Origin of the sequence: Methanoculleus sp. UBA413 (assembly GCF_002502935.1) — an archaeon.
Lineage (GTDB): Archaea > Halobacteriota > Methanomicrobia > Methanomicrobiales > Methanoculleaceae > Methanoculleus > Methanoculleus bourgensis.
In genome coordinates, this window is the sequence record NZ_DAQR01000080.1 from 1 (window position 1) to 24,941 (window position 24,941).

Annotated in this window: 25 protein-coding genes and 1 tRNA gene; 9 read left to right on the top strand and 17 right to left on the bottom strand. The window is 61.6% G+C overall.

Going from position 1 to position 24,941, the window contains the following annotated elements; genetic code table 11:
• From BP858_RS06195 to BP858_RS12355, 12 genes are all read right to left on the bottom strand, one after another.
• On the bottom strand, positions 1 to 864 hold an 864-nt coding region (locus BP858_RS06195; RefSeq protein WP_286879124.1), incomplete at its 3' end, for a V-type ATP synthase subunit B.
• A gap of 2 nt (positions 865 to 866) precedes the next feature.
• Entirely contained in the window at positions 867 to 2,621 is a 1,755-nt protein-coding gene (locus tag BP858_RS06200) for an ATP synthase subunit A (protein WP_062261176.1), read from the bottom strand.
• On the bottom strand, positions 2,621 to 2,923 hold the full coding sequence (locus BP858_RS06205) for a V-type ATP synthase subunit F (protein ID WP_014866069.1): 303 nt from the start codon (positions 2,921 to 2,923) through the stop codon (positions 2,621 to 2,623). The genes BP858_RS06200 and BP858_RS06205 overlap by 1 nt, the downstream gene beginning before the upstream one ends.
• A 1-nt stretch (position 2,924) precedes the next feature.
• Positions 2,925 to 3,983, bottom strand: a complete 1,059-nt coding sequence (locus BP858_RS06210; protein WP_286879125.1) for a V-type ATP synthase subunit C — start codon at positions 3,981 to 3,983, stop codon at positions 2,925 to 2,927.
• A 12-nt stretch (positions 3,984 to 3,995) separates the two neighbouring features.
• Positions 3,996 to 4,574, bottom strand: coding sequence for a V-type ATP synthase subunit E family protein (locus BP858_RS06215; RefSeq protein ID WP_286879126.1), 579 nt, complete (start codon positions 4,572 to 4,574; stop codon positions 3,996 to 3,998).
• An 11-nt stretch (positions 4,575 to 4,585) separates the two neighbouring features.
• Positions 4,586 to 4,834: an ATPase gene (locus BP858_RS06220; RefSeq protein ID WP_062261166.1), complete on the bottom strand. Its 249-nt coding sequence runs from the start codon at positions 4,832 to 4,834 to the stop codon at positions 4,586 to 4,588.
• A gap of 4 nt (positions 4,835 to 4,838) precedes the next feature.
• Positions 4,839 to 6,803, bottom strand: a complete 1,965-nt coding sequence (locus BP858_RS06225; protein ID WP_286879127.1) for a V-type ATP synthase subunit I — start codon at positions 6,801 to 6,803, stop codon at positions 4,839 to 4,841.
• On the bottom strand, positions 6,790 to 7,119 hold the full coding sequence (locus BP858_RS06230; protein ID WP_062261160.1) for a hypothetical protein: 330 nt from the start codon (positions 7,117 to 7,119) through the stop codon (positions 6,790 to 6,792). The genes BP858_RS06225 and BP858_RS06230 overlap by 14 nt, the downstream gene beginning before the upstream one ends.
• Positions 7,120 to 7,170: 51 nt before the next feature.
• Entirely contained in the window at positions 7,171 to 7,707 is a 537-nt protein-coding gene (locus tag BP858_RS06235; RefSeq protein ID WP_062261157.1) for a hypothetical protein, read from the bottom strand.
• A complete protein-coding gene (locus BP858_RS06240; RefSeq protein WP_214165993.1) occupies positions 7,691 to 7,843 on the bottom strand; it encodes a hypothetical protein in 153 nt (50 codons plus the stop codon). The genes BP858_RS06235 and BP858_RS06240 overlap by 17 nt, the downstream gene beginning before the upstream one ends.
• 235 nt (positions 7,844 to 8,078) lie before the next feature.
• Positions 8,079 to 9,956, bottom strand: a complete 1,878-nt coding sequence (locus BP858_RS06245) for a type II secretion system F family protein (protein WP_281767270.1) — start codon at positions 9,954 to 9,956, stop codon at positions 8,079 to 8,081.
• A gap of 59 nt (positions 9,957 to 10,015) precedes the next feature.
• Positions 10,016 to 10,819 (bottom strand): type II/IV secretion system ATPase subunit, encoded by an 804-nt coding sequence (locus BP858_RS12355; RefSeq protein ID WP_394339381.1) that lies wholly within the window; start codon positions 10,817 to 10,819, stop codon positions 10,016 to 10,018.
• Between the two features lie 1,064 nt (positions 10,820 to 11,883).
• On the opposite strand from BP858_RS12355, the gene BP858_RS06255 reads away from it, so the two are divergent.
• Complete coding sequence (locus BP858_RS06255; RefSeq protein ID WP_281767268.1) at positions 11,884 to 12,720, top strand: RAD55 family ATPase; 837 nt, start codon at positions 11,884 to 11,886, stop codon at positions 12,718 to 12,720.
• A complete protein-coding gene (locus tag BP858_RS06260) occupies positions 12,717 to 13,412 on the top strand; it encodes a KaiC domain-containing protein (RefSeq protein ID WP_281767267.1) in 696 nt (231 codons plus the stop codon). Before BP858_RS06255 ends, BP858_RS06260 begins: the two co-directional genes overlap by 4 nt.
• A 444-nt stretch (positions 13,413 to 13,856) precedes the next feature.
• Here BP858_RS06260 and BP858_RS06265 read toward each other — a convergent pair whose 3' ends face one another.
• From BP858_RS06265 to lonB, 4 genes are all read right to left on the bottom strand, one after another.
• Positions 13,857 to 14,120, bottom strand: a complete 264-nt coding sequence (locus BP858_RS06265) for a pro-sigmaK processing inhibitor BofA family protein (protein ID WP_286879128.1) — start codon at positions 14,118 to 14,120, stop codon at positions 13,857 to 13,859.
• The gene (locus BP858_RS06270; RefSeq protein WP_286879129.1) at positions 14,121 to 15,413 is read right to left on the bottom strand and encodes a TldD/PmbA family protein; all 1,293 of its coding nucleotides are present in this window, start codon (positions 15,411 to 15,413) and stop codon (positions 14,121 to 14,123) included. It abuts the gene before it with no gap.
• Positions 15,410 to 16,738 (bottom strand): TldD/PmbA family protein, encoded by a 1,329-nt coding sequence (locus BP858_RS06275; protein WP_214165987.1) that lies wholly within the window; start codon positions 16,736 to 16,738, stop codon positions 15,410 to 15,412. Before BP858_RS06275 ends, BP858_RS06270 begins: the two co-directional genes overlap by 4 nt.
• Before the next feature lie 149 nt (positions 16,739 to 16,887).
• Positions 16,888 to 18,828: an ATP-dependent protease LonB gene (gene lonB, locus BP858_RS06280; protein WP_214166238.1), complete on the bottom strand. Its 1,941-nt coding sequence runs from the start codon at positions 18,826 to 18,828 to the stop codon at positions 16,888 to 16,890.
• 81 nt (positions 18,829 to 18,909) lie between these two features.
• Between lonB and BP858_RS06285 the strand changes: the two genes are divergently transcribed.
• The 5 genes from BP858_RS06285 to thsB all read left to right on the top strand — a co-directional run bounded on the left by BP858_RS06285 (position 18,910) and on the right by thsB (position 23,614).
• Positions 18,910 to 19,767, top strand: coding sequence for a ribose-phosphate diphosphokinase (locus BP858_RS06285; protein WP_286879130.1), 858 nt, complete (start codon positions 18,910 to 18,912; stop codon positions 19,765 to 19,767).
• Complete coding sequence (gene rtcA, locus BP858_RS06290; RefSeq protein WP_062261144.1) at positions 19,754 to 20,737, top strand: RNA 3'-terminal phosphate cyclase; 984 nt, start codon at positions 19,754 to 19,756, stop codon at positions 20,735 to 20,737. Before BP858_RS06285 ends, rtcA begins: the two co-directional genes overlap by 14 nt.
• Positions 20,734 to 21,189 carry an NOB1 family endonuclease gene (locus BP858_RS06295; RefSeq protein ID WP_062261141.1) on the top strand — a complete coding sequence of 152 codons (456 nt, stop codon included), beginning with the start codon at positions 20,734 to 20,736 and terminating at the stop codon, positions 21,187 to 21,189. Before rtcA ends, BP858_RS06295 begins: the two co-directional genes overlap by 4 nt.
• Before the next feature lie 21 nt (positions 21,190 to 21,210).
• Complete coding sequence (locus BP858_RS06300) at positions 21,211 to 21,825, top strand: orotate phosphoribosyltransferase-like protein (protein ID WP_014866051.1); 615 nt, start codon at positions 21,211 to 21,213, stop codon at positions 21,823 to 21,825.
• 193 nt (positions 21,826 to 22,018) lie between these two features.
• Positions 22,019 to 23,614, top strand: coding sequence for a thermosome subunit beta (gene thsB, locus BP858_RS06305; protein ID WP_074174736.1), 1,596 nt, complete (start codon positions 22,019 to 22,021; stop codon positions 23,612 to 23,614).
• A 1-nt stretch (position 23,615) separates the two neighbouring features.
• On the opposite strand, the gene BP858_RS06310 is transcribed toward thsB, so the two are convergent.
• Positions 23,616 to 23,819: a hypothetical protein gene (locus BP858_RS06310; protein WP_014866049.1), complete on the bottom strand. Its 204-nt coding sequence runs from the start codon at positions 23,817 to 23,819 to the stop codon at positions 23,616 to 23,618.
• A 51-nt stretch (positions 23,820 to 23,870) separates the two neighbouring features.
• Between BP858_RS06310 and BP858_RS06315 the strand changes: the two genes are divergently transcribed.
• Both BP858_RS06315 and BP858_RS06320 read left to right on the top strand, forming a co-directional pair.
• Positions 23,871 to 23,955 (top strand) — tRNA-Ser (locus BP858_RS06315).
• Between the two features lie 228 nt (positions 23,956 to 24,183).
• Positions 24,184 to 24,941 (top strand): PAS domain-containing protein (locus BP858_RS06320; RefSeq protein ID WP_286879131.1); only part of this gene is annotated, 758 nt, incomplete at its 3' end.

The following is a 24,941-nucleotide window of genomic DNA, read 5'->3' on the forward strand; positions in this document are numbered from 1 at the left end:
GATACCGGCACGCTCGTAGATGCTTGCAAGGTCCGTGTACATGTACCCCGGATACCCGCGCCGCCCTGGCACCTCCTCACGGGCCGCGCCGATCTGACGGAGCGCCTCGCAGTAGTTGGTCATATCCGTCAGGATGACCAGCACGTGGTATCCAAGTTCAAACGCCAGGTACTCGGCGGTGGTGAGCGCGAGCCGCGGCGTGATGATACGCTCGACTGCCGGGTCGTCTGCAAGGTTTAAGAAGACGACAGCCCGCTCGAGGGCTCCCGTCTTCTCGAAGTCGGCCATGAAGTAGTTGGCCTCTTCCCGGGTGATACCCATGGCCGCAAAGACCACGGCAAACTCTTCCGTCGAGCCGGGCACCTTTGCCTGCCGGGCGATCTGGAGCGCCACATCGTTGTGGGGCAGACCCGAACCCGAGAAGATCGGGAGCTTCTGACCACGGACAAGGGTGTTCGTCCCGTCGATGGTCGAGATCCCCGTCTGGATGAAGTCAGCAGGGGACGCACGGGCGTAGGGGTTGATGGCCGCGCCGGTGATCTCGAGCCGCTTTTCAGGCACAATCTCCGGGCCGCCGTCGATCGGCTTGCCGCCGCCGGAGAGGATACGGCCGAGCATATCCTTCCCGACCGGCATCTTGATCGTCTCGCCGGTGAAGCGGATCCCCGAATCCCTGCCGATACCAGCCGTAGTCTCGAAGACCTGGACGACCACAATCTCGTCGCTCGTATCCAGCACCTGGCCACGCTTGACCGTGCCATCGGCGGTTACGATGTTAACGAGCTCGCTGTATCCCACCGGCTCCGTCTTCTCGACAAAGACCAGGGGACCAGCGATCTGTGTTATCGTTCTATACTCCTTCATGGTCACGCCGCCCTCAGTGCATCAAATTCAGCTTCCATGTCTTTCTCGATCTTCGCAAGCACCGGCTCGTAGTCAGCAATGAACTTGATCTGCACAAGCTCGTTCTTGCTCTTCACGCCGACGATCTGCTGCGGGGTCACTCCGCTCGTCTGGGCAGAACGTGCGAGGTCGGCGTAGAACCTGATCGCCTTCAACATGTCGTACTGCTTGGACATGGAGCAGTAGGTATCCACCGGGTCGTAGGCGTTCTGCTGCAGGAAGATCTCACGGATCATCCGCGCCACCTCGATGGTGATCTGCTCCTCGTCGGGCAGGGCGTCGGAACCGACCAGCTGGACAATCTCCTGGAGTTCGGCTTCCTTCTGGAGGACAGCCATCGCCCAGGCCCGGAGGGGGTTCCACTCGGGCGAAACCTCGCGGTCGTACCAATCTTCGAGCGCGTCCAGGTAGAGCGAGTAGGAGTTCAGCCAGTTGATGGCCGGGAAGTGACGCCGCTGTGAGAGCTTCGCGTCCAGCGCCCAGAAGACCTTGACGATACGCAGGGTGTTCTGGGTGACCGGCTCTGAGAAGTCACCACCGGGCGGGGAGACCGCACCGATGACCGAGACTGAACCATCCGTCTCGTTTAAGTTGACGACGCGGCCTGCCCGCTCATAGAATTCAGAGAGGCGTGCCGCAAGGTATGCGGGGTAGCCCTCTTCGCCGGGCATCTCTTCAAGGCGGCTCGAGATCTCACGCATCGCCTCAGCCCACCGCGAGGTGGAGTCTGCCATCAGGGAGACATCGTAGCCCATATCCCTGAAGTACTCGGCGATCGTGATGCCTGTATACACAGACGCCTCACGGGCCGCCACCGGCATGTTTGAGGTGTTTGCGATCAAAACCGTCCGCTCCATCAGCGGCCGGCCGGTCTTCGGATCCTCAAGCTCCGGGAACTCGGTCAGCACCTCGGTCATCTCGTTGCCGCGCTCGCCGCAGCCGATGTAGACGACGATCTCAGAGTCAGACCACTTCGCGAGCTGCTGCTGGGTGACCGTCTTCCCGCTTCCGAACGGTCCCGGGATGGCCGCCGTTCCGCCCTTAGCGATCGGGAAGAGACCGTCCAGGATCCGCTGACCGGTGATCAGCGGGATGTCCGGGTTCAGTTTCTCCTTCACCGGGCGCGGCACACGGACCGGCCAGCGCTGGAGCATCGCGATCTCGGTGCCGTCCTCAAGCACGCAGATAGTCTCGTCGACCGTGAAACTGCCGCCCGAGATCTTCTTGATCTTGCCGCCCTTCGCGTTCGGCGGGACCATCACCTTATGGACGATGTTCGTCTCCTGGACCGTGCCGAGGATATCGCCGGCCTTGACGACGTCGCCCGCCTTCACCGTGGGCACAAATTCCCACTTCTTCTCGTGGGAGAGGCCGGGAGCCGAGACGCCGCGCTCGATAAAGTTGCCCATCTTGTCCACGAGCACCTCGAGCGGCCGCTGGATCCCGTCATAGATACTGGTCAGCAGTCCGGGCCCGAGCTCGACAGCGAGCGACAAACCGGTATTCTCCACCGGTTCACCGGGCCTGATGCCATCGGTATCTTCGTAGACCTGGATGATGACGCTCTCACCCTGGATCTTGATGACCTCCCCCATCAGTTCCTCATTGCCGACCTTCACCACGTCGTACATATGTGCGTCGAGACCGACTGCAGTGACGACCGGCCCTGAAATCCGTTTCAGGACTCCCTGAGCCCTGTTTTCTGTTCCTTTCTTCATTACTTCCACAGATCAACACCCACCGATCTCTTGATTCTCTCTCTCATCGACAGACCGCCCTCCTCTCCGCCGATGGCGATCACCGTCGGCTTGACAGAGTTCTCGAGGGTGGTGCGAAGCCGCAAAGGGATCCGCTCCATGTCGCTGCCCTTCAGCACGAGAATGCCGACGTCCGTGTCCTCAAGCACCTGGTTGATCTGCTCGACCAGCCGCTCATCGGTCTCGGCCGCATAAGTCTTCCTGACCCCTGCGAGCCGGAAACCGAGGATGAATTCATCGGTACCGACAACTGCGATCTCCATTCTATATCACCAGGTATCCCTGTAGCCGCTCACCGGGAAGGTTGGCTTCCCTGCCCCGGGCGAGGGCTCGAAGGTTCGCAACCTCGTACTTCTTCTCCTCCAGGTAAACAAGGACCGGGAGGACCGAGAACGGATACCGTTTCGACATCCTCTCCATCTGGTCCAGCTGAACCCGGGTCAGCGCAACCTCGATCTCGTGGAGGGCTTCCTTGCCCCGGATCGCCTCGAGCGCATTTAAGAGCGGGAGCGCTTTCACCCGTCTCTTAAACGCGTCGATAAACTCCTCCCGGTCCTCAATCCCCGCGAACCGCTGCAGTTCCTCAACCGAGAACGAGCCGCCGGGGATCATCAGTTCACGCACATCCTCACGGACATGCCCGGCCCTGAGCCGGAAGAGGTTCTGGAGGTTCCTGATATCGATCTCAAGCTCGATGTACTTCAGGAACACCTCCCCTCCCTTGATGCCTTCCCTGGCATCGGTGATGAGCCGTGCGTAGTAGTTCTTGTGGAGCTCGTTCTCCAGGTGGGCAAACGATCCCGTCTCTATCGCACGGGGGAGCTCCTTTTCGAGGACCGGGTAGAACTGCTCACCCATGAGCACCTCGACAACCCGTTCCGGCGACTCTTCGGTGAGGAGACGGTCGAGAGCGACCTTATCCAGCCTCCCGGCCGGGACCAGGACCTCCTTGATCTTACCGGGCTGCACCTTCTGCATCTTGCCGCGCAGGATGGTGACGACGTTCTGGATATCCCAGCGGCGCAGGTAACTGGCGGTAAAATGCTTCAGTTCCCCGGGCACAAGCTCCAGGATGTGCTGATACTCCTTAGCGAGGTTCCAGCTCAGGGCCACCTCGATGAGGTTGATACCGGAGAAGGAGGTAGCGAGTTCATCGATCTCGGACCGATAATAGGTATCGCCGATGAACCGGGTAATCTCAGGCAGGCTCATATTCAGCATCCGGAGATAGTCCTCGCGCGGTATCAGCCGTGACCTCCGTACGCGCATGCGGGTGCAGGCGTAGATGTAGTCTGTCGCTAATCCGCCACTAATCCCTGCCATGTATGAACCTCCTCATGTAAACAGGATATCTGACGCATCCTTCAGGCCGGATTCCCAGATTTCATCCAGGAACGTGCGGTAACTGTAATCGATCTTCAACTCGCCGTCGGTGCTCTCGACGATGATGCCGCCGGGGATATCGACCGGGTCACCCACGGTGTAGCCCGAGAGAGTCTTCAGTCGGGAGATGATCTCCTCGACCACGGGGAGATCCCGCTCGTTTGCGTGCACGACGCCCTTCTTGATCTCCTTTGCCGCTCTCTTCAGTAGCTCTGTGAGCGCCTTTTCGTGGAACTCAGCAGGCAGATCACCGACAGCAGCGAGTGAGGCCGAATAGACCTGATCCAGGAGTTTCTTCTGGGCGTTTAAGACCTGCCGTTTGACGACGAGGTTGGCTGCAGAGACTTCCTGGTTGATGGTGTGGCTGGCCGTCCGGCCCGCTTCCTCTTCAACCGAGACCTTGATCTCAGCAGCACGAACCTGTGCATTCTTCAGGATCTCTTCGACATCGGCCCGGGTCTCTGCCCGGATCTTCTCGACCTCCCTTCGCCCTTTCTCCCGGATCTCGTTGACGACTGCTTCGAGTCCCATGGTTCACTCCATCAGAACAGAAGCAGCAGTGCGACCACAAGACCGAAGATGACGATGGTTTCAGGGATAACAGTCAGGAGCAGCGCCAGACCAAATACATCACGGTTTTCTGCCGTCGCTCCGACCGCAGCGGCACCGATGCCCATTTCAGCGACACCGGAGCCGATACCGGTGAGACCGACCGCGAGGCCTGCGCCGAGCGCTTTCATTCCCATCTGCGATGCCTGTACCATTTCAAGAGTCATACCAACATCTACCATTTCTTTATTCCTCCGTAAACTTAGGTTTCATTCCAAACGGGTTGTACTTCTTGCCTCCACCTTTGTAGAACTTGGTGAAGAACTCAACATAGTGAAGACGAATCGAGTGCAGACCGCCTCCAAGGAGACCAAGTGCCGTGTTCAGCGCGTGTCCCATAAGGAGGACGAGAATGCCCACAATGATGATGATCACGCCGACCGGTGTGATCGCTTCAAGCTGGGGCTCTATGATCATGCCGATCGCGATGTAGTTGACCACCATCGCGATAGCGACCGAAGATAGGCCCACCGCCACAAGACGGGCGTACGATAATACGTGACTGATAATCGTCGGAAGTTCGACTAACTCAAGCGGGTTCTCCTGAGCGATACCCAGGATACCTGCCACCAGAAGGACGACTCCCACAACGGCGGCAACATTTAACCCCATAGCAACGACGGGAAGACCCGTCAGGTCGGGCATCAGCGGGATGGCGTAGAATGCCCAGATCATGAGCATGATCCCCCACATCGTCCCAAGCCACCCGGCATGCGAGAGAACTGCCTGTGTGGCGTGCTTTCCGGAGTAGATCTTCCGTGCGTTGACGATACCGAGTATGCGTCCGAGCGTAATGTGCAGGAGGCCGATCCAGATAGCAATGATCATGAGTTCGACGACCTGTGGGCCGTGGCCTCCGGCGGCTCCTCCGATGTTGAGGTGCCGGGAGAAGATCAGCGCCGGCCATGGGAGTGCGGAACCGAAGATCTCGCTGTAGAGGATCCCGAATATGATGCTTGATACGCTTGCGTAACTGAGCACCTTAAGAAGCATCCGTCCTCCCTCGCCTTTCACGATCTTTCGCAGGCCCAAGCTCATGGCAAGCAGGATTGCTCCGTAACCCACGTCACCGAGGATCATACCGAAGAAGATGGGGAACACGATGGCTACCATCAGCGTCGGGTCGATCTCGGAGTACCGGGGCCGTGCGTAGATATCTATGAGCATCTGCGTTGGCGAGGCAAACGTTGGGTTCTCGTACTCCACCGGGACCCTGGCATCGTCTTCGATCTCCAGTTCCTGGATGTAGATCCGATCACCGGTCGCCTTCTTCAGTGCTTCCTGGATCCTGTCCGCCCGGTCGTCAGGCACCCATCCTTCGGTGATGAAGGTCTCTTCTGTGGTAGCAAACCGCAACGGGGCTTCCGCCCGCTCTACGTCAGCCGTGAGTAGTTCATCGCATGCTACCAGGAAGTCGGTGTGCCTGTCCCGGATCTCTTCAATATCCTTGTTGATCTGAGCGATCCCTTCGCTGGCCTTCCGGACCTTTTCGGCATGAGCCTTCAGGTTGTCTGCCGGAGTCCCGCTCTCTTCAGGAACCGGGACCGCCTGGAACCCGGCATCGAGAAGCGTCCGCTCGACCCCCTCGCGGTGCTCGTTTGGCACCACGACGACGATCATGTTGCCGTCCACCTGGTCGGAAAAATATTTCTCGTGGGGGACGTCGATGGATACGTCGTGCGCGATATGCCCGGTAAAGACGGTAAACCACGAATACCCGCGGTAGGATTCCAGGTCCAGCGGGAAGGCGGCGAAAGGTTCAAGATCCTTCAACCGCTGCTCGTACTTTTTCTGGCAAGATTCAAGATCCGAGCGTTTTGCAACGAGGTCTTTCACCGTCTTCTGGATGGCGGGAAGATCCGTCTGGATCATCGCCCTGACCTTCGATGCGGGAATCTTTTCTCTGATTTCGACGTTATCGGGCTCTATCCCGCACGCCTTCTCAATGGCCCTGACATCGATGAGCGCCGAAGCTGCATCGCTTGCTCCCGGGAGCGGGTGGCCGATCGATAACTCCTCAGGAGACTCACTCTCCGGCACAAAGTCTTCGATATGATAGACATTGTGGCGGTAGAGTTCCCTGATGATCGTGTCGATCTCACCCTTCGGGGCCGCGATGAACAGCCGGCGCATCCGTTCAGGCCTTAACATGCAGCTGCTCCTTAAATCGCGAAACAATAAAGTCTACAGCTTTTGCGTGGTTCTTACTACCCTGTGCTTCCAGCGCTTCTGCGCGCACTTCACCCTCCCTGACAATCTCTGCGTACCTGTTCTGCGCCTCGGCTCGTGCCTCTACCAGACGCTGATTCCTGTAATCCTCGGCATCTTTCTGTGCCTTCCGGACCAGGTTTTCAGCCTCCAGTTCAGCATCGGAGAGGCTCTTCTTCCTCTCAGCCTGCGCATCACGGATCATTACCTGATACTCTTCTTCAGTCTCCCTGATGCTTTTCAGGACATCGGTCTTCATCAAACCCTCCTTCTCACGGCTCATGAATATTTGATGAAAATGAGCATATATTTATTGTTGTTTGTCCGCTGAGTAATTTTCCGGAATTACGTGCTCTATCGCCACCCCGGGAGGCAGGCGTTTCATCGTAACGCCGCCGGGAACCCCGGCAAGTGAGAGCCCGGAGAGCTCCGCCGACGAGCAGAGGAGGTGCTGCTCGGGGTGGGTTCCACGCCGGATGTCACAGGCGAGCAGGATCTCCGGCGCGACCGAGACAACCATCGAGAGCCGCCTTGACCCGGGATGGTCTTTTGGGAGGACGACGAGCGGGATATGGTATTGTCTGACCAGCTCAAGCATCATGCGTGCCTGCCCGACCGGGCCGCCTTCCGGCATGGAGACGACGACCAGGTCGTCGGGGTCGACTGTCTGGCAGTACTCATCGTCAGGGGTCTCGATACAGAGCGCAAACCGTGAACCGGCCTTCCCCACGAGCAGAAAAGAGTCTTTTCCCCTGATGAGCAGGAGTTCTTCCCCGAGGGGGACGGTTGTCCCACCCGTCCCGGAGGGGGAATCCGGGGAACCGCCACCCTCAGGCTTCTTCGACATCTTCCGACTGGCAGCTTGGACACATGGGCCGCTTTCCGATGCCCTTAAACCGTTCGCCGCACTCTTTGCAGCGGTAATTCTTGCCCTTCACCCGCTCATTAAACTCGATATCGACAGGTCCACCGACTGTACACATGGGCTTATCACCAGGTGAGATATCTGGAGGGGAGGGTATAAAACCCTATCGCGGCAGCCCGGGAAGAGACCGGTGAGGCACGATTCCCGGCCCTCACGATGAGGATCGGCGTGCTGGATGCGGGAACGGCGCAGGCATGTCGGATCCCGGCTTCATGGCAGTGTACCGAGCCGTCCCGGGGCCGTGCAATACTACCCCGAGCATAATTTGAAGAGGGGGGGGCGGCAGCCCGGCCCTACAGGAAGACGTTGAAGACCACAAACGCGATGATGATCATCACGGCGGCGTGCTTGACGCCGGCCCGGAGCGAGGCCTCTCCCATCGCGCCGGCGATCAGGCCCGAGAAGAACGCCTGGATGAGGCATGCGTGGTAGAGGAGGCGCTCGAACGTCGTGACTGCGATGCTTTTGACAGGCATCGAACCGGCCGCGCCGGCGAGAGCCAGGGTGTCGACCCCGGCCAGCACGGAGAGGAACCGGGTATCTATGACGACCACGACGAAGAGGAAGACGATGAAGACCAGGTAGACGATGAGGGTGTAGATGAACATCTCTGCCTGCCGTTCACGCTTGAGGACCTCCGACATCGTCGCGTCACGGGCCGCGATCGTGAGCACATCCCCGATATCGCCGCTCATCAAGCTCGCTTTCGTGATCAGGGTGACCGTCCGGGCGATGGCAGGGGTGCGTATCCTCTCCTCAAACCTGACAAGCGCCTCCTGGATGCTCGCGCCCCACTCGAGGTCGCGCTTGATCTTTTTGATCTCGTAGGAGAGCACCCCGAGGTTCGCCTTCACCAGGATCGTTATCGCCTGCACGAGTGTCAGGCCGACCTGGTTGATACCGGCGAGGCGGTCCAGGAAGTCGGGGATGCCCGCCTCGATCGCCATCGCCTTCCTCCGCCACAGGTAGTGGAAGATACCGAAGGGGATGAGGATAACCAGGAGCGCCACGACCAGGTGGTCGTCCAGCACATCGATGAAGACCTCGGGGTCGGGGTAGGCGGGGATCGCAAGGAGGGTGAGGAGGATATACGCAAGCGCGACCGGAACCGTCACGTAGAGTGTCCGGTTCGGCTCGACGAGGAACGCCTGGAAGGGGTGGCGCAGGAAGGACCGGAGATTCCTGACCCGGTCATAGTGCAGCAGTTGTCTGACGAGAGGCTCCTCCCCGTCACGTTCCCTGACCCTGACGTCTTCGAACTCGTGGAGCCGCCTGATCTCGGTGTAGCGCTCGATCGTCTCGGTCCTGATGGAGACTGCATCAATGAAGAGGATGAAGAAGAGCGACCCTGCCGGGATGAGGAGGTAGATGATGACCGAGAGATACGTCACAGGCGTGCTGCTCATGAGCCCCATGACGACCATGACGATGATGATGAAGAGCGGGCCGGCGACAAAGAGCGTCACGTACGCTTCGGCAGCCAGCTGGAGCGTGTTGAGGAAGCCCTTCTGCTCGAACCGTGCCTCTTCCTGGTACATCCGTACCCGGGCTTCGAGGAAACCGGTCACGTCTCCCCCGCTCTCGACCACGGAGACGAGGTCCTGGAGGAAGTCACGCAGTTTCTCAGACGGGGTCGTCTCCTGCAGGTGCCGGAGCGCCGCGAGCATGTCGTAGCCGAAGTAGTCGGTGTCCCTGACAACCCGCCGGAACTCGTGAGCCACCTCACCGTAGACCTGGGCCTCTCCAGCCACTGACCGGAAGATCTCCATCATCTCAGCCCCGCCCCGCCGCATGGCGTAGATGTAGGCGACGGCGTTGTGGAGCAGCAGGTTGATCCCGGCTGCCCGGTTCTTCTTCAGGAGGGAGGGGTACGCCCTGAAGAAGAGGAAGGCTGCGTAGGCGGCGATCACGAAGATGAGAGCGCTTGCGGCGACCTGCAGGGCGGCGACCGAGGCATCGGTCAGGACGAACGCAGGCAGCCGGACGGCAAAGACGTTATGGACCCTGACGCGCACCTCCGGGAGGACGGCGAAGCGCATCACCAGGAACCCCACAACGGCCCAGATTACACCGAAGAGCACGGACGTGAGGAGCGCCCGCATGACGTAACGGTCGAGGGTTATCCCCATGTTCGCCGCGATCAGGTCATCGCGGAGGTCGCGGTACCGCACCGGATCGCGCGTCACCCTCTGGCGGATAAAGCGACGGAACCGCGCGCAGGGTTGTGGTGTCACCGGAACAACCTGCCGGGGTCGGGGAGAGAGGCGAGCACCCGCTCGGGGTCGATCGCGTAAGCCTGGATGACCCGGGATACCTCCCGGAAGTCCCGGATACCCTGCTCGTGCATCGCGAGAAGGACACGCCTCCGGTTCTGCAGTTCTGTCTCAAGCTGCTCCCGATCCCAGCCGCGGTACTCCATGATCTCATCAAATATCCGGGACCGCCCGCTGTAGGAGAAGGTGTCGGCCACGGGGTCGTACTCAAAGACCGTGTTCACCAGGAGGTTGCCGGTGATCGGGTCGATCCCGGTGAGCTCGACGATCTCCCGGCACCTTCTCACGCGGTCCTGCCCCCGGTGGGTGAGGGACTGGACCGATATGACGTCCAGCGCCTGGAGCATGTTCCGGGGCACGTTGAGCGGTTCGCTCTCCAGGCGGTGGATCGCCGCATCGATGCCACCGGCATGCATGGTGGAGAACGTCGTGTGCCCGGTGTTCATCGCCTGGAAGAGTGTCTGGGCCTCGCTCCCCCTGACCTCCCCGACCAGGATGTACTCGGGGCGCTGCCGCATCGCGGCCTTGAGGAGATCGAACATCCCGATTGGAGTGCCGAGCCCCTCCGAGACCGCATCACGCGTGACGCTCGCGACCCAGTTCTCGTGGGAAAGCGTGATCTCCCGGGTGTCCTCGATGGAGACAACCTTTGCAAGCGGCGGGATGAAGAGGGCGGCGGCGTTGAGTGATGTGGTCTTCCCTGACGCGGTGCCGCCGATGAAGAGCAGGTTTTTTGTTGTTCTCGATCGCCGTCCAGAAATAGACGAGCTGGTCGACGTCGAAGGTGTTTGACTCCATCAGTTCCACGGGTGTAAACGGTGCCTCGCGGAACTTCCGGATCGTGAACGATGTGCCCCGTGTGGTGACCTCGTCCCCGAACGCGAGCTGCAGCCGGGACCCGTCCGGGAGGGTCGCGTCCACGAGCGGGCTGCCTATTGAGACGTGTTTTCCCGAACGCTGGGCGAGCGTGATCGCAAGCGAGATCAACGCCGGTTCATCGAACCCGATGTTCGTCCTGATGTTCCGGTACTTCCGGTGGTAGAGGAAGAGCGGGATTTTGGTGCCGTCGCAGGATATATCCTCGATCCAGGGATCCTTCATCAATGCATCGATGCGCGACCAGCCGAGGAAGTTGCGCTCGAGGTAATAACAGAGTTTGAAGAGGGATGTCTCCCCGAGGATGAGGCCATACTCGGCCAGGAGCCCCAGTATCTTCCTGGAGAGGACCACCCGGGGGTCGGAGGCCATATCGTGGTCGTCCAGGACCAGAACGTCGCGGAGGTCTTCAAAGAGCCGTTCCAGGAGTTCGTACTCGAACTCAGAGAGGACCGGTTCGAAGAGGAGGTATTCGGCAAGGTTCGTCTCTGTGTTTTGGGCGATCACGACGAGCGAGAGACCTTCGGTGACCCAGTAGCGGTCGATCTCTTCATACGGGGGAGGGACCTCCGCGAGAACGAGGGGTCCATGCCCGGCGGGGTCATACTCCCCGGGGGGCTCTCCGCGCTTCCGGGAGGGGAGCATTCGTTCCAGGAAGCGGGAGCGGCGGGGCCGGGTGCCCGTGTATACGTCCGCTCCATCGCCTGATTCCTGACTTTTTCCAGCGCACTCTCTGCTGACCACGCTAATTCAACCTTCCGGGTCTTCTGCAGCCCTCCAGGGGTCCGTCAACATCCTGGGGGCTGCATTTCGATCATACGTGATGTGGCGGGCTGCGCTTATTAATCTGCTTTTTTCGGCACGGCGGTTCTTTCCAGCCGCAGTATCTCAGGATACGGGAGAGAACCAGAACGCTTTAACCGGTGTCCATGTATACCAGAGTGTACCTATGCGCGATCGCCTTCGACTACGGACGCCGACCGGCATCGCTTCGCTCGACCCGGTGCTGGACGGCGGTGTCCCACCGGGATCGGTGGTGCTGCTCCTCGGGGAGCCAGGTGCCGGCAGCATCGAGTTTGTGGAGACCTCGATCATCCGCCTCTCCACGATGAAGCGGAACGGGGCTGGCGGGGAGCACCTCCTGCTCCCGGACGGGATATCATACGTGACGCTCACCCGGATGCGGGAGGATGTCCTCAAAGAGATGGCCCTCTCGTTCAACCCGGAGAGCTACAACCATCTCGCGGAGGAGATCGTCTTCCATGACCTCTCGGAACTCTACTTTGATGCAAGCATCGTCCCCCCGGACTGGTACGGGGAGGGGAGCGTCATCGAACGGCTGCAGAAGAAGCAGCGCAAGGAGAACAGCGATATTCTTGCGGAACTCGCCCGGGTGCTCAGCGGATGCCCGGAGAACAGCCTGATCGTCATGGATTCGCTGACCGATATCGCCCCGCCGCTCACGGAGGGGGCCAGGTGGCATGCGTTCATTGCTCTCCTGCGCGGGCTGCAACGGGTGTCAAAACGCTGGAAAACCACCATCTACCTCCTGCTCACCTCCGGGATCCTGGACCGGTCGCGGGAGCTTGAGATCGTCGACTGCGTCGATGCTACAATCCATTTCCGCTGGGAGGAGACCGGCGCACAGCGCCGGCAGCGGGTTATGTACTTCGAGAAGTTCCAGGGCGTGATGCCTTATCTCGAGGATAAGAACCTGGTGAAGTTCGCGGTGAGGGTCTCGGCAGCGGGCGGGTTTGAGGTGCAGAACATCAGGGTGGTCGTATGACGGGAGAACGGGTGAAGTTCGGTGTCGAGGGGCTGGATGCGATGCTCTCGGGCGGCCTTCCCGGGAAGAACATCTGTGCGGTCGTCGGCACCTACGGGACCGGGAAGACGACGTTTGCCCTCCAGTTCGCGTACGAAGGGCTCTCGCGGGGCGAGAGTGTTATCTACATCAGCCTCGAGGAGCGGGAGGAACTCCTCCGCGCCACCATGGCGCAGAAGGGATGGGATCCTGATGTGTTCGGCGACCGGTTCTACCTCCTGAGGCTGGACCCGACCGACTTCAACCTCGCGATAAGCAGCATCAAGAGCGAACTCCCCGCCCTCATCAGGAGTGTTAAGGCATCGAGGGTGATCATCGACCCGATATCGCTCTTTGAGGGGCTCTTCCTGGACGAGGCGGCCCGGCGGCAGGAGATGTTCAGGTTCATCGAGGTGATGCGCGACGAAGCCTGCACCCTCGTACTGACGAGCGAGACCGGTACGGCAAACCCGGACGGGAGCAGGTACGGCCTCGTCGAGTACCTGGCTGATACGGTGATCTTCCTCCGCTACGTCCGGTCGGCGGGGCTCACCGAGGTGCACCTCGCCCTCGAGGTCGTGAAGATGCGCCGCTCGCCCCACTCCCGGGAGATCAAACCGTTCGAGATCCTGGAGGACCGGATCATGGTCTACTCTGAGGCGAGCCTGTTTTAGAGGGGAGGCGGTAGTGGGCCAGAGCAACGAATAATCCCACACGCTACGGGTTCACTCACGCGAAGGCCGCGAAGCCGCGAAAGACGTGGAATTGCTACGCTCTCCTTCGCGTGAACAGTGTATCCCACCTTCCGCAGTAAGACGATCCCGTCCTGGAATAATGAACGAGTGGCCCGGTTCACCGTCTGTCACAGGTGCGTGGGCGTGATCGCCAGCCGCACGCGAAGACGCGAAGCGCGCGAAGGGGGACGGGGGATGAAAGACAGTCCTTCGCGTTCTTCGCGGCTTCGCGTGAGACCTTGTCAGCTTGCCGGGGTACTCTGATTTAGCGAGGGGAATGTGAGAAAAATGCCGGGCCAGAACTCTTACTGCGGAAAGTTGGGTGTATAACAACCTGGGGGGGAAGGGGGAAGCGTAGAAGAACAGCCCCCCGAAGACCGCTCCTCAGAGCGTAATCCCGAAGAGGTGGAGCAGGACCACGATCATGGCGCCCGGGAGCCCACCGAGGGCGCAGACGAGGACCGTCACCAGGTTGATCTGGACGTCGGGGGCGCCGAACCACGCCAGGACCTCAAAGGCGTTCAGGAGCCAGAGCGTGATGAGCCCGGCGATGGCGTTGATGATGAGGGTCAGGGATTTCTTCATGAGGTAGTAGATCGCCGCCGCTATCGCCACTGCCAGGAGGATTGCGAGGAGCTCTTCCATCATTTATTTACCAATGATCTGCTGGTTATTTAAGCGTATTGATGGAAGAGTCAGCCGTCCGACCCTCCGATCGTCTTTTCCAAGCCCTCCAATATCCCGGAGCATCTCAAAGACGTTTCCTGCAAACATCGCGGTCCGGATGGGTTCGACCAGTTCCCCGCCCTCCATCCAGAAGGGGTTTGAGATCTCCACCGAGAAGTCGCCGGAGAAGGGATTTGCGGTATGGGCGCCCACGACATCGTGGATCCAGACCGCCCGCTCGTCGCCGGGCTCTTTCATCCGCGGACCGTCGATGAAGAGGTTGTGAACGCCGATGCCGGGCTCCCCGCTCCCTGACCGCACGGCGCTCCCCGTGCTCTCCTCGCCGTAGCGGTAGCCGGTCTTGAGGTCGTAGGCAAACCGCTCGAGCACCCCCTGCTGCACGAAGACCAGGCGCCGTGTGGGGACGCCGTCTGCATCCCAGGTGGTGCTCCCAAGGCCGGGAGCAAAGGGGTCGTCGTAGACCGAGAGGCGCTCATCGAAGACCTGCTCCCCGATTTTGTCGGCAAAAAACGACCTCCCGGCCTTCACGTTCCGCCCGGAGAGCGCCGGGATGAGGACGTACCCGAGGATGCTTGCGGCCGCAATGGGCGAGAGAACGATGTCGTAGCGCCCGGTCTCGACTTCACGGCCCCCGAGAGAGCGAGCGGCAAGGGAGGCCGCCGCCTCCCCGACCGCCCGGGCGCTGATATCGGCAAGGAACGGGGAGGCGTCGAACTCATACCCCGTGGACTGCTCCCTGATCGCTTCGAGGGAGACCGCCGCCACCGTCCTCTCCGTACTGTAGAGGACGCCGTTTGTGTTCGCGATCTCCAGGTGCGACCGGCCGAGGTCGGCGCCCCCGCCGATGACCTCCACCGGGTGCTCCGCCGCACCCGAAAGGAGGTCTTCGACCATGCCCGCCGCATTCTCTATCCCGACAACCAGGCCCGGGTCGGCCGAGGACGCGGTGCCCGTCATGCCGGCCGGTTTCGGGAGCCCGCCCCACTCCTGCGGGGTGGCGATCCTCCCGCTTGCAAGCGCCGCGTTGAGGCACTCCTTCCACCGGTCGGGGTCGCTGGTGCTCGAAAACCCTATCCGCCCATCCCTGACGGCCCGGATGGTCATGCTCCAGGTCTCCGACTCTTCGGCGGTGCCAAGGATCCCCTTCTTGATCCCGGCACTGATACTCTGCCCCCGGGCGTAGAAGACCTCGACCTCGTCGGCCTGCCTCTCACCCTCCCGGAGGACCTTCTCGATAAGGTCATCTCCGTTCATATTCCACGTCCTCCTACCGTCGCGTTCTCAAGCAGGATGTGCGGCGCGCCGTCGCTTACCGGCACGGTCTGTCCTCCTTTGCCGCAGTATCCCGGACTCATCTTCCGGTCGTTCCCAAGCAGGGTGATGTCATGAAGCGTCGTGAGGATCTCGCCCGAGAGCGAGACGTCCCTGACCATATCGGTCGTCTCGCCGCCCTCGATCAGGTAGCCGTACTCGGCGTTGAACTGGAACACCCCCCGCCCGGGGTCGACCTGGCCGCCCCGGGACCCGATCAGCAGGATACCGTCCTTACACTCGGCTATGATCTCATCGTAGGTCGCATCGCCGTTCTCGATGAAGGTGTTGCTCATCCGGACGATCGGCGGCGCCCCGTGCTCGGCGCGGGCGTGGCCGGGCACTCCGTTCCCGACCGCCGCGAGCGTCTCCCGGTTGTGGAGGTAGGAGGTGAGGATACCGTCGCGGATGACCTCGGTCCGCCGCACCGCCACGCCCTCTGCGTCCACCGGGATGAACCCGAACTCGTGGAGAGAGGGATCGTCCACGATCACGAGCCCCTCGCACCCGATCCGCTCACCGATCCTCCCCGCAAGGACCGATGCACCCTCGCGGACGAGGTCGCCTTCGCTTGCGTGGCCGACAGCCTCGTGGGTGAAGACGCCCGCCAGTTCCTGGTCGAGCACGGCCCGCTTCGTTCCGCCCTTCGCGAGTTTTGCGTCCAAAAGCGAGACAGCGACCTCCCCCGCCTTCCGCCCGAGGTCCTGCTTATCCCGGAGGTTGAACCCGGTGGTGATGTGGTCGCGTTCGCTCCCCATCTGCATCATCCCGTTCCTGGAGGCGATAGCGATGACCGAGAACCCGGACCTGACCGCCTCGTACGAGAACTCGTTCCCGCTCGAGTCCAGGAACCGGACCGAGTCGATCCCCTCGGTGTAGCGGGCCCGGGTGTTCGCCACCTCCGGAACCCGGGCCGCGCTCTCGATCCCGGCAAGCAACCGGGTTTTCTCCTCAAGGTCGACGTCCCGGGGATCCTCTCCAAGCGGCGGAACCGGGAGGAGGGCGCGCGGCGCATCGGCAAGGTCTACCTGGTCCCCGGTGACCGCCGAGAGGCGCGCCGCCGCCTCGACGAGGGCGTCGATCTCGCGCTTCGAGTCGATCTCAACATGGTCGCGGGTGAGGATACCCCAGCCTTTCGACCCGAGCACCCTGACCACGGCCCGATCAAAGTATGAGGTGCCTGCGGACTCGATCACACCGTTATCGATATCGATCAGGGTGATCTCGCCCTTTACGCACCTGATGTCATAGTATCTTGCCTCAGTCATAGTGTATCACTACATCCGATTGTGTATGTAACGTTGCCTCACGCAGACGTGCACGATGCCCGTGAGATTGCTATCTCCTGCACCGCGTACTTCTGCGTGCGGCGGCGATCTCCTCATCATCTTTAAAGGGGGGGTGGTCCTGTAGGAGATCAGATCACAGAACGCCCGACGGTTGAGTCGAACATGCCGGTCGTCGGGTTGACCGCCATCTTCCTGAGTTTCGCAAAGAACCCCTCGCGGTTCTCGGGCACAAGCGCGTTCTGGAGGACCTCCTCGATGTGGTCGACCGGGACCACCTCGACCATCGCGCGGTAGCGGTCCTCGATGAGGACGTCGTCCAGGTTCGACCGCGGTATGATCACCTTCTTGATCCCGGCCTTCGCTGCAGCCTCGATCTTGTAGGTGACCCCGCCGATCGGGAGGACGTCGCCCCTGACCGAGAGCGACCCGGTCATCGCGACATCCTGGCGCACCGGGATATCCTCGATGGCGCTGATCACCGCCGTCGCGACGGTCACGGAGGCCGAGTCGCCCTCAACGCCGCCGTAGGTCCCGATGAACTGGATATGAATGTCGATGTTCCTGATATCCTTGCCCGTGAACTTCTTGATCAGGGCGCTGACGTTCGTGATCGACTCCTTGGCGATATCCTTCAGCATGCCGGTCGCGATCACCGTGCCGTTCGCCCCCTGGCTCGGGGTCACCTCTGCCATCACCGGGAGCACCGAGCCTGAATCGTTCCCCATCACGGCAAGCCCGTTCACCCGTCCGACCCGGGTGCCTTCGACGACGGTGATATCGTAGTCGCGGCTCCGCCTGATGTACTCGTCCGAGATCTGGTCCTCGATCGAACGAGCGGTCTTCTTCGCGGCGATGACGTGCTTTGCCGTGGTGAAGTCCGCGCCCTCCTGCCGGGCGAGGTCGCCCGCCACCCTGATGAGCCCGCCCATGTCACGGAGTTTTAAGGTCAGGTGACCTTTCCGGTTCGAGCGGCGCCTGGCCTCGCGGAGGATCTCGAGCATGGCGTCCCGGTCGAAGTGCGGGATCTTCCCGTCGTTCTTGACCTCCTGGGCGATGAACCTGATGAACTTCCTGCGGTTCTCCGGGGTGTCCTCCATCGTCTCCCGCATGTAGACCTCGTAGCCGTAGCCCCGGATACGTGACCGGAGCGCCGGGTGCATACCCTGGATGGCGTCGAGGTTGCCTGCCGCGATCATGACGAACCGGCAGGGGACCGGCTCGGTCCTGACCATCGCGCCGCTCGAGCGCTCGCTCTGGCCGGTGATCGGGAAGTTGCCTTCCTGGAGCGCGGTCAGCAGGTTCTGCTGGGAGTGCGGGGTGAGGGTGTTGATCTCATCGATGAAGAGCACGCCCCCGTGTGCCCGGTGGATGGCGCCGCCCTCGACGCGGTCATGGGAAGGCGTCTCGAGGCCGCCGCTCTGGAAGGGGTCGTGCCTGACGTCGCCGAGCAGGGCGCCCGCATGCGAGCCGGTGGCATCGACAAACGGCGCGGGGGTGTTCGGGTCGTGGGAGACCAGGAGCTTTGGGACCATCGTCTCCTCGCGGGGCGTCGAGTACTTCAGCGCCATGAAGACGAACGCGGCGGCGATGATACCCATGAGCCACTGGGACGCGAGGATCGCATAGACGACGATACCGATGATGAGGAGCATGATGAGAGTGCTCCGCATCTGGATCTTCTTCCTCGCCTCCATCTTGTGGGCGCCGACGATCTGCTTGCCACGACCGGCAGGCACGGTCCTGATGATGGGATTATTGTTATCCTCGGAGTTCGGGTAGACCAGGATGTCCTGTAATTCCTCCTTTGGGAGGAGTTCGGCCATTGCCTTCGCCAACATCGACTTACCGGTTCCGGGGCTGCCGATCATCATCACGTGCCTGCGCTGGACCGCGGCCTTCCTGATCACTTCAACGGCATGCTCCTGGCCGATAACCTGATCGATGAGATTCGGAGGTACGTCGATATCTGACGATGCGCTCAGCTCAAGACCGGCGAAGTCATCAATCTCCGCCAGTTCATCGTTCGTGAGCTCAATATTCGGAATTTCTTTAGAAGTCGTTGAATCCATCGTCGGGTTTACCTCTTTGCTGCACTGGTACTTATATAATTTATTCATGCTCGTTCAAATACTTTCTAGCAAAGGTGTTCTATGAGAATAATCAGCACGGAACGAACCCAGGTCCTGGCAGCCCGCATCTCAGAAAAGTTGGGGGTTCCTCTTGCGGAGACAAAATTCACCAGGTTTCCCGATGGAGAGATGTATCTTCGGTGCGGGGACCTGGATGATGAGACCCTGATCGTCAGCAGCATCGTGAATAATGATATGCTTGTACAGACTCTTCTTGCGATCGATGCCGCCGACCGATCAAGGAACACGCTGGTGATGCCGTACCTCGGCTACGCCCGCCAGGACAGGCGGTTTGTCCCGGGAGAGCCGATCAGCGCCCGGGCGGTCGCAAGAGCCCTCTCAAGCGGCATCGAGCGGGCGTTTGTGGTCGATGTCCATGACCCCGGCGTGCTGGACTACTTCGGTGTCCCGGCAAAGGATATCACCATCGCCCCGGCGATCGGGGGGTATGTCGGCGACCTCAACCTGAAGAACCCCCTGATCCTCGCCCCTGATGAGGGCGCGATCGAGTTCGCTGCCGATGTTGCGGCGGTCGGCGGGTGGGACTGCGACTTCCTGCAGAAGACCAGGCTCTCGGGCGAAGAGGTCAGGATCGCCCCAAAGACCGTTGATGTCGCCGGGCGCGAGGTCGTGATCGTGGACGATATCATATCCACCGGCGGGACCCTCGCGACCGCCGCCTGCATGCTCAGGGAACAGGGAGCGGCGTCGATCCACGCGGCCTGCGTCCACGGGGTGCTCGCGAGCGGTGCCTATACGCGCCTGCGGGCGGCGGGGGTCTCCTCGGTCGTCTCCAGTGACACCTACGAGAACGCCTCAAGCTTCATATCGGCCGCGAACGCAATCGCGACAGCGATCACGGAAGATGTTCACTGTTGACGGATCCTACCTGGAAGGAGGGGGGCAGGTCCTCCGCCTGGCGGTCGCGTTATCGGCGATCTCCGGGACTCCGGTCACCGTCACCCGGATCAGGCAGAACCGGCCGAACCCGGGACTCGCCCCCCAGCATATCGCTGCGGTCCGCGCGGTCGCCGGGGCCTGTGATGCCGAATGCCGGGGGCTTGCGATCCGGAGCAGCGAGATCACGTTCTCCCCCGGCCGGCTCCAGCAGGTCGATCTCGCGATAGACCCCGGCACCGCCGGGAGCATACCCCTCATCCTCCAGGCCTGGCTCCCGGTCGCCCTCCGCACCGGCGGGAGCATCACGGTCACGGGCGGGACCGAAGTGACGTGGAGCCCGACGATCGACTACCTGGACCGCGTCCTCGCGCCGGTGCTCCGCCACGCCGGGGCCTCGATCGATATCGAGGTGCTCGAGCGGGGCTACTACCCGCGGGGAGGCGGGCGGGTGCGCGCCCGGGTGGAGCCGGGCCGTCCGGGCCCGATCGTGATCCCGGAGGAGGAGCCGGGGTGCGGGATCGTCTCCTGCTCCTCAGGCCTCCCGGAACATGTCGTGGAACGCCAGGCTGCCGCTGCCCGGAACCTCCTTGAGAAAGACCTTGGTCTCCCCTGCACCGCCACCCTCGACCACCGGGAGGGGGGGCCGGGGGTCGGGAGTTCCGTCACGGTATGGAGCGGGGCGAAGGGCGCCGTCGCTCTCGGAAAACGGGGGCTCCCCGCCGAAGAGGTAGGCCGGACGGCAGCCCGTGCCCTGGTCGAAGAGTGCCGGAGCCCCGGCACGGTCGACGTCCACCTCGCCGACCAGCTCCTCATCTACCTCGCCTGCTACGGCGGGGAGTACAGCACCCACACGCTCTCGATGCACGCGAAGACCGCCTGCTGGCTCCTCTCGGAGTTCGGGTATCCGGTCGGGTGCCGGGCAAACGATCTCGTGGAGTTTGCGGCATGAAGCTGGTTCTTGACGCTTCGTTCTTTTTTACGGAGATCCCGGTCGAAGGGGCGGCCTGGACCACCCCGTCGGTGGTGGGGGAACTCGGCGATCTCCACGCGAAGTGCCGGTTTGAGGCGCTCGCTGCCACAGGGCTCCGGGTCCGGGAACCGCGCGGAGAGGACCTGACCCGGGTTCGCGAGGCCGCGCTCCTGACCGGGGATGCCGGGGTGCTCTCCGCGACCGACCAGGACATCCTTGCGCTGGCGCTGGAACTTGAGGCCGTCCTTGTCACCGACGACTTCGCGATCCAGAACGTTGCGCACCGCCTCGGCATCACGACCCGGAGCATCAGGCAGCGGCCTGCCCGTGCGATCAAGTGGCGCTACCGGTGCAGCGGGTGCGGCCGCTACTGGCGGGAGCCGGGCGATTGTCCGGTCTGCGGTGCACCAATTAAACGAAAACTTAAATAGATCGCCGGAAACCTCTCTTCCATGTCCGCGCTCGAAGAGTTGATCACGAAGGCAAAGGCGCTCCAGGCGGAAGGGCACACGCCGGGCCAGATCTCCGACGAACTGGGCCTCTCGATGGAGACGGTCACCTGGCTGCTCACCCAGCCGAAGGGTATGGAGGCCCCAAAAGACGTCCACATCGACTGGACGGCGGTTGGGAGCCACGGAACGCTGCTGGACGACATGGCGATGATGATGCTCAAGCGCTTCCTCTACCTGGCAGAGGGGGGAGGGGTGCGGAGCGCCGGTGACCTGCTGGATACGGTCGTCGGGATCGTGCCGTCAGGTGTCCCGCTCGCCACCCTCATCGCCGCGGAGGAGGGGCTGAAACTCGCGGTCTACCTCCCGGCGAAGCACAGCCGGAGCGAGACCCCCACCGGGTCGCTCGCGGGCACCTTCTCCACGATCACAGGACAACGCTGCATCGTCATCGACGACGTCGTCACGACCGGGACGACGCTCTCGGAGACGCTGCAGTTCCTCAGGCGGCACGGGGCTACGCCGGTGGCGGTCTGGTCGCTCTTCGACAAGCGCGGTGTCCGGGAGGTCGACGGCGTCCCGGTCCACTCGCTCTTTGCAATATCGAGGCTGGGGTGAGGAGGCCGCCTGCAGCCATTCTCCGGGCATACCGTCGCGGCCCATGAACCAGCCGGGAATCTTAGGCGCGTAGCGCCGACCGGCGGCCAAAAAGCCCCCGCCGATCGGTCCGGGAAGCCCGGGAAAGCCGGGCCTATCGATTACTATATATAGAACCTCTGAACAAACCTAACGGACAAAGGAGGATTATACTATGCTTGCTGGACAGCCCATCATTATTTTACGGGAGAATGTTGAGCGCACGCGCGGATTCGAGGCGCAGCGCTCGAATATCATGGCTGCAAGGGCAATTGCAGCCGCCGTTCGGACAACGCTCGGTCCCCGGGGAATGGACAAGATGCTGGTCAGCTCCAGCGGTGATGTGGTGATCACGAACGACGGGGCGACCATCCTGCACGAGATGTCGGTGCAGCACCCCGGCGGCAAGCTGGTCGTCGAGGTTGCCGAGACCCAGGACGGCGAGGTCGGGGACGGCACCACAACCGCGATCGTGCTCCTCGGGTCGCTGATGGACGAGGCTGAGAGGCTGCTCGCCCAGGAGATCCACCCCACGGTCATCGCGCACGGCTACCAGCTCGGTATGGAGAAAGCCCTCGAGGTCCTCAACGAACTGGCCATCACGGTCGATTTCGATGACCAGGAGACCCTCACAAAGATCGCCGACACTGCCATGACCGGCAAGTCCATCGAAGCGATCAAGGAGAAGGCCTCCAGCATCGTGGTAGATGCTGTGCGGCAGGTCGCCACCAGGACAAACTCGGGCACCTACATCGTGGACGAGGACGACGTCAAGATCAAGAAGCAGATTGGCGAGACGATGCACGACGCCGAACTGGTCAGGGGCGTCATCATCGACAAGAAGCGCGTCTTTGAGCAGATGCCCGCAAAGGTCACGGACGCGAAAGTAGCCCTGATCGCCCAGCCGCTCGAGGTCACGAAGACCCAGGTGAAATCAAAGATCAAGATCACCACCTCCGACCAGATGAAGGCGTTCTCCGAGCAGGAGCGCGAGTCCCTCAGGAAGCTTGCTGAAGCGATCGTCGCCGCTGGGGCGAACGTCGTCCTCTGCCAGAAGGGGATCGCCGACGCGGTGCAGTATTACCTGGCCAAGCACGGTGTCTACGCCATCGAAGACGTGAAGGAGGACGATATGAAGTTCGCCGCCAAGGCGCTCTGCGGCACGATCGTCAACAAGCCCGAAGAGCTCAACGCGACGACGCTCGGTCACGCTGAAGAGGCCGGGGAACTCCCGGACACCGACCTGACGGTCATCTCCGGCTGCGACAACCCGAAGGCTGTCACGATCCTCCTGCGGGGCACCTCCCAGCTGCTGGTGGACGAACTCGAACGGGCGGTCTACGACGCGGCCCGTGTCGTCCAGGACGCTATCGAGGACGGTAAGTTCGTTGTCGGCGGAGGGTCGGTGGAGACCGAGCTCCAGATGCGTATCCGCGATTACGCCGCAACCTTCGGCGGAAGGGTCCAGCTTGCCATCGAGGCGTTCTCAAACGCCTTCGAGGTCATCCCAAGGACGCTCGCGGAGAACTCCGGGTTTGACCCGATCGACAAGGTCGTCGCCCTGAAGAAGGTCCACGCCGACGGCAAGAAGTACGCCGGGCTCAACGTCTACACCGGCGAGGTCGTGGACATGCAGGAAGCAGGCGTCATCGAGCCGCAGCGCGTGAAGACGCAGGCGATCAAGAGCGGGACCGAGACGGCCATGCTCCTCGTCCGGGTCGACGACATGATGGTCACCCAGCCCGGAAAGGGCCCGATGGGCGCCGAATAAGTCACCCGCGCGAGGCGGTCAGGAATATGCTGACCTCCTCTTCCTCGATTTTTTTATCCTGCGGCAGGCTTTTTTTCTGGTAAAAGATTAACGTCGTATCGGGGTTGATTCCAAAAGAGAGCAGGGCGGCCTCGTAGGTATCGTCCGGCCCGCCACGGTAGATCAGCACGGTGTTGTCAGGGATGAGGGTGAGTCTGCAGAGCATATCTCGATACCATTATAGCCGCAGAGCCTAAATATTATAGGCCGGTTCTGTGCCGAGGTAGTCTAGTCCGGGAAGGCGGTGGCCTCGAAAGCCACTGGTGCTCGGCACCTCGGGAGTTCAAATCTCCCCCTCGGCGTTTTGGCGCAAACCCGCGGCGTATCCCGGGAGCGCAAACACCTTGGATCCCATAGTGAGTCCGATACAATTCGGGATTCTCCACCCCAGGCAGGGCCATCCCGGAAAAGCCCAGGACAGTCCCTGCAACCCCGGGAAACGCTTGCGGATGCAGGGAAACCAGAAAGAGATATTTTAGGAACCGGCATAATACTGTTGTATACGGCACCTGCTGACCAGGAGGCCTCCAGTGTACCACTGTTTCGATGAACTGGATGATGCTGTCGTTATCCTTGACCGGGATAACAACGTCGCGCGGCTGAACGGATCGTTTCAGGAGACGTTCGGGATCGGCGATGACGCTGCCCAAGGCATGGAGATAGGCAACCTCATCGCCCGCCACCTCGCACCGCTCTTCGAAGAGGGGGACTCTGTCGGTCGGATAATCGAAACGCTCCGGTGCCGGCGGGAGGTATCGCATGTCACCTGCCGGATGCAGCCCTCTCACGGTGGGATGCGCTGGTTCTCGTTCTCCTGTCGGGTGATGACCGGTGAACCGTACGCCGGAATGATGCTCATCCGGTTCCGGGATGTTACTCCCGAACGCGACGAGGCGGCGCGGAGCGCTTTAGATACGGCAGCACAGGTCAGGCCCGAGTTGATCTACGCCAGTATCGGGGAGATGCTCCCGTACGGGATCTGGATCTGTGAGCTGGACGGGACTGCTCTCTACGTTTCTGCCTCGTTCCTTAACCTCGCCGGGACGACGCTCGAGGAATGTCGGCGGACCGGGTTGATGGACTGCATACCGCTCAAGGATGCAGCCGGGGTGCTCGACGACTGGAAACGCTGCCTCAATACCGGGTGCCGGTGGGACCGCGAACTGGTCGTCGCGGACCCCGACAGGGGCCACCGCACCATCCTCTCCCGGGGGGCTCCCGTCCGGGACGAGAACGATCAGATCATTCTCTGGGCCGGGATCAACCTTGATGTCACCGCGAGAAAACA